At 62.1% G+C, this 12,335-nt stretch carries 6 protein-coding genes; 2 read left to right on the top strand and 4 right to left on the bottom strand.

Annotated elements, in window-relative coordinates:
- Positions 1-10: 10 nt before the first annotated feature.
- Positions 11-4,786, top strand: coding sequence for an NAD-glutamate dehydrogenase (locus tag HFO71_RS14480; RefSeq protein ID WP_131640890.1), 4,776 nt, complete (start codon positions 11-13; stop codon positions 4,784-4,786).
- Between the two features lie 26 nt (positions 4,787-4,812).
- Positions 4,813-6,201, top strand: coding sequence for an MFS transporter (locus tag HFO71_RS14475; protein WP_221988191.1), 1,389 nt, complete (start codon positions 4,813-4,815; stop codon positions 6,199-6,201).
- 46 nt (positions 6,202-6,247) lie between these two features.
- Here the strand turns inward: HFO71_RS14475 and purH are convergent, their stop codons facing one another.
- The 4 genes from purH to htpX form a co-directional block, all read right to left on the bottom strand.
- Positions 6,248-7,864 (bottom strand): bifunctional phosphoribosylaminoimidazolecarboxamide formyltransferase/IMP cyclohydrolase, encoded by a 1,617-nt coding sequence (gene purH, locus HFO71_RS14470; RefSeq protein ID WP_168256016.1) that lies wholly within the window; start codon positions 7,862-7,864, stop codon positions 6,248-6,250.
- Between the two features lie 206 nt (positions 7,865-8,070).
- On the bottom strand, positions 8,071-9,744 hold the full coding sequence (locus HFO71_RS14465) for a heparinase II/III family protein (RefSeq protein WP_131640893.1): 1,674 nt from the start codon (positions 9,742-9,744) through the stop codon (positions 8,071-8,073).
- 214 nt (positions 9,745-9,958) lie between these two features.
- Positions 9,959-11,347, bottom strand: coding sequence for an RsmB/NOP family class I SAM-dependent RNA methyltransferase (locus HFO71_RS14460; RefSeq protein WP_221988189.1), 1,389 nt, complete (start codon positions 11,345-11,347; stop codon positions 9,959-9,961).
- Positions 11,338-12,300: a zinc metalloprotease HtpX gene (gene htpX / locus HFO71_RS14455; protein ID WP_062939957.1), complete on the bottom strand. Its 963-nt coding sequence runs from the start codon at positions 12,298-12,300 to the stop codon at positions 11,338-11,340. Before htpX ends, HFO71_RS14460 begins: the two co-directional genes overlap by 10 nt.
- Between the last annotated feature and the right edge of the window lie 35 nt (positions 12,301-12,335).

Genomic DNA, 12,335 nt, shown 5'->3' with positions numbered 1-12,335 from the left:
GAGGCGATCCATGGCTGCCAGAAACAATCCGAAACGGGAAAAGCAGATCGAAAGCGCGCGCAAGATCGCCAAGGCGACAGGCGAGGCGCATCTCGATCCGGCAATTCTCTTCGGCCGGGCAAGCAATGACGATCTCGAACTCTATACGCCGGAAATGCTGGCGCTCTCAGCGGTGCATTCGGCAAAAGAACTTGCCGCCTGGAACGGCAAGGCGCCCCACGTCAGCATCGACACGATTGCCGATGTGACGCCTGACGGCATCGCCGTCTCGGTGCTTTCTGTCACCGACCACAACATGCCTTTTCTGTTCGAATCGGTCATGGGTGAAGTGACGAGCAGCTATCGCGACCTGTTCATGGCCGTGCATCCCATCCTGGTCATGGAAAAGGGCCAGGCGCCGGTGCTTTATTCCGCCGATCACCCGAGCGATCCGGCCAACCGCGTCAGCCATATCCAGCTTCATATTGCGCCCCTCAATTCCGCCCAGGCCGCCGATCTCGTCAAACGCATCGAGAAAGTACTCGAACAGGTCCGCCTGTCGGTTTCCGACTGGAAGCCGATGCTTTCCAAGATCGACGGAGTGATCGCCGAGCTTGCGGCCAATGGCGCCAGCCGGAAGAAGGCCGATCGCGACGAAGCCGTCGCTTTCCTGACCTGGCTGCGCGATGAGAATTTCACGTTCCTCGGCATGCGCGAATATGTCTATTCCGGCAAGGGGACCGATGCGAGGGTCGAGCGCGACAAGGGTGCTGGCCTCGGCATTCTTTCCAATCCCGATGTTCTCGTGCTGCGCACCGGCAAGGACGCGGTGACGACGACGCCTGAGATCCTTGCCTTCCTCGACGGCCCCGACTTCCTGATCGTCACCAAGGCGAATGTGAAATCGATCGTCCATCGCCGGGCCTATATGGATTATGTCGGCGTCAAGCGCTTCGACGCCGACGGCAACGTCACCGGCGAACTGCGCATCGTCGGTCTTTTCACCTCGACGGCCTATACCTCGCTCGCCTCCGAAATCCCGCTGCTGCGTTCCAAGATCGAGAAGGTGAAGGAGCATTTCGGCTTCGACCCGATGAGCCATTCCGGCCGCATGCTCGACAATACGCTGGAATCCTATCCGCGCGACGACCTTTTCCAGATCGATACGACGCTGCTTGCAAGTTTTGCCGAACAGATCAACGATTTGGGCGATCGGCCGCGCGTGCGCGTCCTGCCGCGCATCGACCATTTCGACCGCTTCGTCTCGGTGATCGTCTACGTGCCGCGCGAGGAATACGACTCGATCGTCCGAGAGCGGATCGGCACCTATCTGAAGACTGTCTATGACGGCCGTGTCTCCGCCTATTACCCGGCGTTCCCGGAAGGCGGCGTGGCGCGCGTGCATTTCATCATCGGCCGCTCGGGCGGCAAGACGCCACGCATTCCGCAGTCAAAGCTCGAGCAGGTGATCCGCGAGATCACCGCCCGCTGGGACGACCGTTTCGAGGCGCTGGCAGGCGCCAAAGCGCCGAAGGTATCGGTCGACCAAGCCTTCCAGGATTCCTTCACGCCGGAGGAAACCGTGGCCGACCTCGCCGATATCGGTGCCTGCGCCGCCGGCGAGCCGCTGCGCATCCAGTTTTATCACCGTCAGGAAGAACAGGGCCGCATCCTTTCCTTGAAGATCTTCCACGCCGGCGGCCAGCTGGCGCTGTCGCGCCGCGTGCCGCTTCTCGAGAATCTCGGCTTCAATGTCGTCAGTGAACGCACTTTCGACATCGGGGTGCCGGTCGCCGATGGAGAAAAAAAGCTCGTCGTGCTGCACGATATGGAGCTCGAGGCCCGCAATGGCGGCGAGATCGATCTGCAGCGTTACGGCGCCGCTCTCGAGGAAGGCTTCGTCGCCGCCTTCGCCGGCACGATCGACAATGACAGCTTCAACCGGCTGATCCTTTCGGCCGGGCTCTCGGCGCGCGAGACGAATGTGCTGCGCGCCTATGCGCGTTATCTCCGCCAGGCCGGCATCGCCTATTCGCAGGATTATATCGCGACGACCCTCGACAAATATCCTGATGTCGCCGCCGCCATTTTCCGTCTCTTCCATGACACGCTCGATACCAGGCTTTCGGAGAAGGTGCGCGTCAAGAAGCTTGCCGAACTGCACCAGGCGATCGAGGCAGAACTTGCCGACGTGCCGAGCCTCGATGACGACCGTATCCTGCGCCGCTACGTCAATATCGTCGATGCGACCTTGCGTACCAATTATTTCCAGAAGAACCCGGACGGTTCGCCGAAGCCCATGCTGGCCTTCAAGCTTGATCCGCACCTGGTCGACGGGCTGCCGGAGCCGAAGCCCTTCCGCGAAATGTTCGTCTACGGCGTTGAAGTCGAGGGCGTGCACCTGCGCTTCGGCAAGGTGGCGCGCGGCGGCCTGCGCTGGTCGGACCGCGCCGAGGATTACCGCACCGAAGTGCTCGGCCTCGTCAAGGCCCAGCAGGTCAAGAACGCGGTCATCGTGCCGGTCGGTGCCAAAGGCGGCTTCTATCCGAAGAAACTCCCCGTCGGCGGCAGCCGCGACGAGATCTTCAATGCCGGCCGTGAGGCTTACAAGACCTATATCCGCACGCTGCTTTCGATCACCGACAATATATCGGGTGCCGATATTGTGCCGCCGAAGGATACCGTCAGGCTCGATGGCGACGACCCCTATTTCGTCGTCGCCGCCGACAAAGGCACCGCGACCTTCTCCGACACCGCCAATGCACTGGCGCAGGAAGCCGGCTTTTGGCTGGACGATGCCTTTGCCTCCGGCGGCTCGGCCGGTTACGACCACAAGAAGATGGGCATCACCGCCCGCGGCGCCTGGGAAACCGTGAAACGCCATTTCCGGGAAATGGATATCGACATCCAGACGACGCCCTTCACCGTCGCCGGCGTCGGCGATATGTCAGGCGACGTCTTCGGCAACGGCATGCTGCTCTCCCCGAAGATCCGGCTCATCGCCGCCTTCGATCACCGCGACATCATCATCGATCCCGATCCCGATATGGAAAAGACTCTGGCCGAACGCCAACGGCTCTTCGACCTCCCGCGTTCAAGCTGGCAGGATTTCGACAGAAACGTGCTGTCGAAGGGTGCGATGATCATTTCCCGCGCGGCGAAATCAGTCACGCTGACGCCGGAAGCGGTTGCCGCGATCGGCATCGACAAGGCTGTGGCCACGCCCTTCGAGATCATGATGGCGATCCTGAAGAGCCCGGTCGACCTGCTCTGGTTCGGCGGCATCGGCACCTATGTGAAAGCGCCGTCCGAAACCGACACCGAAGTCGGCGACCGTGCCAACGACCCGATCCGCATCACCGCGGTTGAGGCGCGCGCCAAGGTGATCGGCGAGGGCGCAAACCTCGGCGTTACCCAGAAAGGCCGCATCGCCTACGGTCTGAAGGGCGGGCGCTGCAATTCCGACGCCATCGACAACTCGGCCGGCGTCAACACCTCGGACGTGGAGGTCAATATCAAGATCGCGTTGGCAGCCGCCATGCATGACGGGCGCCTGACGCGCGCAAAACGCGACCAGCTTCTTTCTTCGATGACCGGCGAAGTGGCGACCCTGGTCCTGCGCAACAATTATCTGCAGTCGCTGGCGATCTCACTGACGGAACGCAAAGGCACGGCAAACGGTCTGCAGCTTGGCCGCTTCATGACTGTGCTCGAGGGCGCCGGCCAGCTGAACCGCAAAGTCGAGACGCTGCCGGACGACCAGACGCTGGCCGAACGCTATACGGCCGGCAAGCCGCTGACGCGGCCGGAAATCGGCGTGCTGGTGTCCTATGCCAAGATCGTGCTCTTCGATGCGCTGGCCGCAAGCGATCTGCCCGACGATCCCTATTTTATCGCGACGCTTTCGAATTATTTCCCCGTGAAGATGCAGAAGTCGAATGCCGGCGATATCGCCAGCCACCGGCTGAAGCGCGAAATCGTCGCGACCGTGCTTGCCAACGAAGCGATCAACCGCGGCGGGCCAAGCTTCACCGTCGCCATGATGGACGCAACGGCGGCTTCGGCACCGGAAGTGGTGCGCGCCGCAATCGTCGCTAGAGACGGTTTCGACCTGACCAGCCTCTGGGCCGGGACGGACGCCCTGGACGGCAAGATATCAGGCGAGATGCAGAACCGCATCTACGAGGAGATCAGCCACAGCTTTATCGTGCTGACGCGCCTGCTGCTGAAAACGGGCATGACCAAGGCCGATATGGCAGAAGTGATTAGCCGGCTTCAGGCGGCCCTGAAGAAGCTGAAAACCGCCTTCGCCGGACAGGTGGCCGGCGAGGTCGCCGTGCGCCAGGCGGAGTACAGCCAGGCGGGCCTGCCCGAAAAACTCGCCGCCGACATCGCCAGCCTCCCGATCTTCGCACTGGTGCCGGAGATCATGCAGATCGCCGAGCGCACCGGCGAACCCCTGGTCCGCGCCGCCGAGAACTACATCGCCGTGTCGCAGACCTTCCGTATCGGCAGGCTGCTGGCGGCGGGCGGGCGGATCCTCACCTCAGACCATTACGAGAATCTGGCGCTTGCCCGCAGTATCGATCAAATCGCCAGTGCAAGGCGCGACATCGTTATCTCCGCCCTTTCCGATCACGGCAAGGAAAAGCTTCCCGTTCAAGCCTGGCATGCGCAGGATCGTATCCGCATCAACCGTATCCTCGAGGAGCTTTCAACTCTCAGCGACGGCGGCGATCCCAATCTCGCGCGTATTACCGTTGCTGCAGGTATCCTGACCGATCTTGCGCGCGACCGGGTGAGGTGAGACAGTCCGCGTCAAAGAAGGAGCGGATGTTGAATCGCATTGACTGGACAGGAACGCAACCGCCGAAGGCCACGGAGAAGGGCATCTGGGGGTGGATGTTCTTCGATTGGGCAGCACAGCCCTTCTTCACCGTGGTCACGACCTTTATCTTCGGACCCTATTTCGTTTCCCGCCTGACCGATGACCCGGTTTCCGCGCAGACGACGTGGAGCAACATGGCGACGATCTCCTCGGTGATCATCGCCCTGCTCTCACCCGTGCTCGGCTCGATCGCCGACCAGTCCGGCGCGCGCAAACCCTGGATCGGCTTCTTCGCGATCATCAAGATCGCCAGCCTGTTCTGCCTGTGGTTCGCCGCACCCGGTTCGCCTGTTCTCTATCCTGTCGTGTTCATGATCCTCGCCTCGATCTCGGCCGAGTTTTCGATCGTCTTCAACGATTCGATGATGCCGCGCCTGGTCGGCAAGCACGAGGTCGGCAAGCTCTCCAACACCGCCTGGGGGCTCGGTTATCTCGGCGGCATCATCGTGCTCATTGCCGTCGTGACGCTTTTGGCGGCGAGCCCCGAGACCGGCAAGACCATCCTCGGCCTTGATCCACTGTTCGGCCTCGATCCTGCGACCGGCCAGGATGCACGCATCACCGGGCCGATCTCGGCCGTCTGGTATCTGATCTTCATCCTACCGATGTTCTTCTTCACGCCCGATGTCGGCAAGGGTCTTCCCTTCGGCACCGCGGTGCGCTCCGGCTTGCGGGAACTCAGAAACACGCTTGGCGAGCTTAGAGAGCGCCGCGGCATCCTGAAATTCCTCATCGCCCGCATGATCTATCAGGACGGCGTCAACGGCCTGCTGATCCTTGGCGGCATCTTCGCGGCCGGGATGTTCGGTTGGGCGACGATCGAGATCGGCATCTACGGCATCATCCTGAATGTCGTTGCGATCTTCGGCTGCCTGATCGCCGGCCGCATCGACAAGGGCGTTGGTTCGAAGGCGACGGTCGTCATCAGCCTCACGATGCTGCTTCTCGCCACGATCGGCATCATCTCGACAGGACCGGGTTACACCCTGTTCGGAATGATGCCGCTGCCGGCGGCGGATTCCGGCGGCCTCTTCGGTACGGCTGCAGAAAAGGCCTATATCCTCTACGGCCTGCTGATCGGGCTCGCCTTCGGGCCGGTGCAGGCCTCGTCACGCTCCTATCTCGCCCGCAGCGTCAACATCGATGAAGCCGGCCGCTACTTCGGCATCTACGCGCTGTCGGGGCGCGCCACCAGCTTCATGGCGACGCTGCTCTTCTCGCTGGTGACCTATATGAGCGGATCACCGCGGCTCGGAATGGCAACGCTGATCCTGTTCCTCGCCGGCGGATTGATACTCTTGATCCGCACACCCTATCCGGCCGATCGCGCATAGGGACGAACCTGCTCGAGGAAGAGCGCCGGCCACCGCCGGCACCCGATCAGTGCCGGAAATGGCGCATGCCGGTAAAGACCATTGCGACGCCGTGTTCGTTGGCGGCATCGATGACTTCCTGGTCGCGCATCGAGCCGCCCGGCTGGATAACCGCCGTCGCTCCTGCGGCGATCATCGACAGAAGACCGTCGGCAAAAGGCAGGAAGGCCTCGGAGGCAACCGCCGAGCCATGCGTCATCGGAACCGCGAGGCCGAGCGCCTTGGCGGCTTCTTCGGCCTTAAGCGCCGCGATGCGGGCGGAATCGACACGGCTCATCTGGCCGGCGCCGATACCGGCGGTCTGGCCGTCCTTGGCATAGACCACGGCGTTCGACTTCACGTGTTTGCCGACCTTGAAGGCGAACTTCATGTCTTCAAGTTCATGCGCCGTCGGCGCGCGCCGGGTGACGACCTTGAGTTCCAGATCCTCGACCATGCCGTTGTCGCGGCTCTGGACGAGCAGGCCGCCGGAAACGGTCTTTGCCGTCAGGCCCGCAGCACGCGGATCGGGCAGGCCACCGGCAGACAACAGCCGCAGGTTCGGTTTGCGGGCGACGATAGCCTTCGCCTCCTCCGTGACATCCGGCGCGATAATCACTTCAGTGAAGAGCTTGACGATCTCTTCGGCCGTTTCGGCATCGAGCGTCTGGTTGAGCGCGATGATGCCGCCGAAGGCGGAAACGGAATCGCAGGCAAGCGCCCGCCGATAGGCCTCGACCAGGCTCGATCCGGTGGCGACGCCGCAGGGATTGGCGTGCTTGATGATCGCGCAGGCGGGCGCCTTCTCCGGCAGGAACTCAGCGACGAGCTCGTAGGCGGCATCCGTATCGTTGATATTGTTGTAGGAGAGCTGCTTGCCCTGGAGAAGAGCGGCCGTCGAAACACCCGGGCGCTTCTCGCCGGTCAGGTAGAAGGCGGCCTGCTGATGCGGATTTTCGCCGTAGCGCATCTCTTCCTTCAGTGCACCGCCGATGACCCGGTGGCGTGGCGTGTCGATCGTCAGCGCCTCGGCGAACCAGTTGGAGATCATTGCATCATAGGCGGCGGTGCGGGCATAAGCCTTGGCCGCCATGCGCTGGCGGAAGGCATAGGCGGTCTTGCCGTCATCTGCGGAAAGCTGCTCCAGCAGCTCGGCATAATCGGCCGGATCGGTCAGGGTCGTCACATAGGCATGGTTCTTGGCCGATGCGCGGATCATCGCCGGACCGCCGATATCGATATTCTCGACGGTCGTCGGATAGTCGCCGCCGGCCGCGCGTACGTCTTCGAAGGGGTAGAGGTTGATGACGGCGAGATCGATGCCCTCGATGCCGTGCTTTTTCATCGCCTCCTGGTGTTCGCCATCGTCACGGATCGCCAGCAGGCCGCCATGCACCGTTGGATGCAGCGTCTTCACACGCCCATCCATGATCTCCGGAAAACCGGTGATTTCGGAGACATCGGTGACGGCAAGACCGGCAGCGGTGATCGCTTTAAACGTGCCGCCGGTCGAAAGCAGGCGCACACCTCTGGCAGACAAGGCGTGGGCGAGGTCGACGATCCCGGTCTTGTCGAAGACGGAGATGAGCGCGGTCTTGATTTCGACCTTGTCGGGGGCGGGGATCTTCTTGGAAATGACGGCCATGAAACCTTCTCCGTTCGGGCTTCGGGAGGACATCCGCAAGGGATGTTCGCATGCTGGCGCCGCGTTAGCACAGCTTTGCCGCCGCGCAAACAGGCGTCAGCGCATGACGCCAAAAAGCACGAGCCATTTTTGGACGGCATCGTACTTTACTTCTTTGATGTGGATGCGATCCCGATTTTGGCCGCTCGGCTCAAAATCATCCGCTTCTAGCCTTTGCGGGACAAAAACCAGCGGATTTCGGTCTTCTCGGCAAGATCGAAATCGATCTCGATCTGGTCCGAGCCGCAGATGCCGGAGCTGTCGGCAAAGAAGATATCCTCGGCGATCAGCACTTCATTGCCGGGTGCGGAAAACAGCCAGCTTTCGCCGTCCGGCGCCGTCAGCAGCACGGACTCCCCGTCACTCTGATGCAGGACGATCGACGGATGGATATGAAAACGGGCGACGGCCTTCAGGGGCTCGTCACTCTCATATCCTTCGCGGACGACGAGCCGGTCGCGGCCGGTCACGATCGAACCTGCGGCATTGAGTGTCAGCTCACGCTCGTGCAGCACCCCGAACACCCTGAGATAACCGTCATGGCTGAGCTTTATGCCGTCGCGTCCGTCTTCGGTTTCGGCACGCTCGACGGTGATTGTCCTCACCGGTTCGGTGATTGCGTGGTTCAGGAAGGGCGAAGGCGAAAAGCGGCTGGACGAGGTGTCGTTGAGGATAACGGTCGAATGCGCCGCCGTCGTGCGCGCCATCTGGACATAACGATGCCCGGCAAATTTCGGCGAACCCGAATTGACGATGAAGCGATGACGTCCGGACGACATCTCGAAGGAGAGGCTGCCGGCATGCGCGGTCCGAAGCGCGCCTCCCGAAGGCGGCGTGCCAGTATCGGCAATGATCACCGTCTTGCCTCCGGAAAGCCGCTGATAACGCGAATGCGGCAAAGCCTTGAACGGCTGACCGGCGGTCTCGTCATATCTGAGCACCGACATCAGCTCGTTTGCGAGCGTGGAGGTCGCCCCGTTGAAGAGCGCCAGGTCTCCGTCCTGATGGCGAAAAAACCGCAGTGCCGGATAGATGCGATCTATGCCGGAGATCAGTTTCTGCGGCAGGTCATGGCCGAGATTGACATAGGTCTGCCGGAGCGGCAGCAGATCGAGCAGCAATTCCAGCCCGACGCGCGGATTGCGCGACACATGGCCGCCATCCGGCAGAATCTGGCTATCGAATTCGCGGTCGAGCGCCTGCGCCGCCCTTCTGAGCGTAGAGGCGCGCGCCGGCATGGCGACGGAGGCCATGGCCAGCGCGATACGCAGCCGAAACAGCTCCAGGCCGCCGAGGGTGAACGGCGCCATCCGGTGCAGGAACCTCACCTGGAACGCCAGCGACTTCATGAAGCGGCGATAAAAGCCGCGATCGGCATTCTGCAGTACCACCGGCGAATGCGACAGCCAGGCAATAACGCGCTGAGCGGTGACGTCGGTTTCCCAGGCAATCCCCTCCATGCGACCGGCATGGATGGAAAGCCAGCTGTCGACGATCGCGCGGGCGACAGCCGAACTACGCTCCGTCTTGTTCGCCCGCATATGCCGCAGCCAGCCGAAGCTGTGAAGACGGATCGCGAAGGGGCGTGAGGGCAGGGTGAAGGTGAAGGGCGACTTCTCGCTGGTTTCCAGCATGCGCCCGGCGAGGAGAAACCGTCCGTTGAGGATCTCGTCGGCCACATGCGGATCGATGCTGCGCAGATCGGTCGGTGCTACGATCAGACGCTCCGGCACCTTGATTGAATGGCGAAAGAGCTTCAGGCGCAACAACGCGACGCGGCGCAAGGCGCGCCGCCAAGCCTCCCGAACATACATGCTCGCAAAACGCCGACCGGACTGCATATTCTATTGTCTATTGACCCTCGTGGTTAAGAATAGGTGAAAAGTGGCCGATTTCATCGTCCGCAATGAATTAATTCGTGACAAAGTTCGAATATACGCACATTGACGCGTTTCACCTGAAATCATGCGAGCGGTTTGGAGAACGGCATGCGTGACACGAGGCTATGAAGCACCTCGTACAGCCCAGGCTCGCCGCGAGCGCTCAAGCCTGCAATCAAGCCATGCGCCGCAGCACAGCCGCATAGAAGCCGTCGAGACCGGAGCCGATGCCGTCAGGCATTTTCAGCATGGTGGGAAGCGTACGGAATTCACCGAGCGGCGTGATCGCCGCCTCAAGGCCAGGCCAGTCTCCGGCGCCGATCGGAACGCGCTCGATTGCATCCGTATCGGAAAGAACACGGGCGACGACGTCCTCACCCTCGACAGGATCGAGCGAACAATTCGAAAAAACCAGCGTGCCGCCCGGCTTCAGTAATCTTAGCGCGTGTCGCAGCAGCCGTTCCTGCAGCGCCGCCAGCCTGGCGATATCCTCAGCTCCCTTGGTCCACAACACGTCGGGGTGTCGACGCGTCGTGCCGGTGGAAGAGCAAGGGGCATCGAGCAGGATCGCGTCAAAACGCTCCGCCGGCTCGAATGTCGTCAGATCTGCCGCAATCGTCTCCGCTTTGAGACCGAGCCGGTCGAGATTCGACCGCAGCCGTCTCAGCCGGTTTTCCGACTGGTCGAGGGCGGTGACTGCGCCGCCGGCAAGGATGAGCTGCGCCGTCTTGCCGCCGGGTGCGGCACAGAGATCGGCGGTACGTCTGCCCGAGAGATCGCCGAAAAGCTTCGCAGGGATGCTTGCCGCCGCATCCTGCACCCACCACGCGCCCTCATCGAAGCCTTCGAGCGAGGGGATACCGCCGTCGAAGGCGGCGAGACGAATACCGCCTGTGGGCAGGACGACACCGTTCAGCCGCTTCGCCCAGCCTTGGGGGTCGGACTTGACGGTCAGATCGATTGCTGCCGGTTCGAGCTGGGATTCCGAAATTGCCAGCGCCGCGTCCCGGCCATAGGCCTTTTCCAGCCTGGCGATGAACCAGGTCGGCATCGGCACGACCTTGCCGATCTCATTAAGCACCTGCTCCTTCTCGCGGCCGAGCCGGCGGAGGATGGCATTGACCAGCTTGGCGAAACGGCGATTGCGCGGATCCAGATTGGCCTGCTCGACGGCAAGATCGACGGCAGAATGATCCGGCACATCGAGATAGAGGATCTGCGCCGCCCCGATGGCGAGCACGTGATGCAACGCCCTTGCGCCCTCCGGCAGCGGCGAATCCAGCAACCCGGCAATCGCGGCATCGATGCGCGGCAAATGGCGCAGCGTCGTGTTCAGGATGGCGCGGACGAGCGCCCGGTCGCTTTCGCCGAGCGCCTTATAGGCCGGATTGCCGTGTTCATGATCGAGAGCACCGTCGAGCGGCAGCTTGCGGTCGACGACGGCGCCGAGAATTTTTGCCGCCGCAGCCCGGGCCTGCAGGCCAGGCTTTGCCGGAGCGGATCGCTCGGTGGAGGGCTTATGCTTGCGGAATGGCTTCTTCGTGCCGTCTGAATTCAAGACCACGGACCTTTTGGCGGTTGCGAACCACCGCGACCAAGACCCGTATCCGGAACAGAGCGCGATTTGCGCGACGGATTAGCAGCACGAGCAGGCTGCGTCGAGACATTCATGCCGCCTTGCGCCATGTCGTGCAGCGCGGCGATGCGGTTTTCCGTGTTCGGATGCGTCGAAAACAGATTGTCCATGCGCTCGCCGGAGAGCGGATTGATGATGAACATATGCGCTGTCGCCGGGTTGCGCTCGGCATCCTCGTTCGGCACATGGGCAGCACCGCGCGCGATCTTGCCGAGCGCCGAGGCAAGCCAGAGCGGATTGCCGCAGATCTCGGCGCCGCGGCGGTCGGCCGAATATTCGCGGGTGCGGCTGATCGCCATCTGCACCAGCATGGCGGCGAGCGGCGCCACGATCATCGCGACGATGACGCCGACGAAGCCGAGAGGATTGCTGTTGTTCTCACGGTTGCCGCCGAAGAAGAAGGCGAAGTTGCCGAGCATGGAGATCGCGCCGGCAAGCGTTGCCGTGATCGTCATCGTCAACGTGTCGCGGTACTGGATGTGGGCCAGTTCATGCGCCATCACGCCTGCGACCTCCTCGGCAGATAAGGCGCTGAGCAGGCCGGTCGAGGCGGCGACGGCGGCATTGTCGGGATTGCGGCCAGTGGCGAAGGCATTCGGCTGTGGGCTGTCGTAAAGATAAACCTTCGGCATCGGCAGGCCGGCATTGCGGGCGAGGTCGCGCACGATCGCAAAGAATTCCGGCGCGTTGCGCTCATCGACCTCCTGGGCGCGATAGGCCGAAAGCACCATGCGGTCGGAATTCCAATAGGAGAAGAAATTCATGCCGGCGGCAATGACGAATGCGATCATCATGCCGGCCCGACCGCCGATCAGGAAGCCGACAAACATGAAAAGCGCCGTCATGAAGGCAAGCAACATGGCAGTGCGAACGAGGTTCATGGCGGATCTCCATCTCCAATTTCGGCACCACAAGC

The organism is Rhizobium laguerreae (assembly GCF_019778565.1).
GTDB classification, from domain to species: Bacteria; Pseudomonadota; Alphaproteobacteria; order Rhizobiales; family Rhizobiaceae; genus Rhizobium; species Rhizobium laguerreae.
The sequence above is the reverse complement of the archived record's forward strand: the minus strand, read 5'-3'. Positions and strand labels throughout refer to the sequence as shown.

What these genes read in the sequence shown, in the direction of transcription:
- htpX (WP_062939957.1), bottom strand. Translation starts at nt 12,300, where the DNA reads ATGAACCTCGTTCGCACTGCCATGTTGCTTGCCTTCATGACGGCGCTT.
- purH (WP_168256016.1), bottom strand. Translation starts at nt 7,864, where the DNA reads ATGGCCGTCATTTCCAAGAAGATCCCCGCCCCCGACAAGGTCGAAATC.
- HFO71_RS14475 (WP_221988191.1), top strand. Translation starts at nt 4,813, where the DNA reads ATGTTGAATCGCATTGACTGGACAGGAACGCAACCGCCGAAGGCCACG.
- HFO71_RS14480 (WP_131640890.1), top strand. Translation starts at nt 11, where the DNA reads ATGGCTGCCAGAAACAATCCGAAACGGGAAAAGCAGATCGAAAGCGCG.
- HFO71_RS14465 (WP_131640893.1), bottom strand. Translation starts at nt 9,744, where the DNA reads ATGCAGTCCGGTCGGCGTTTTGCGAGCATGTATGTTCGGGAGGCTTGG.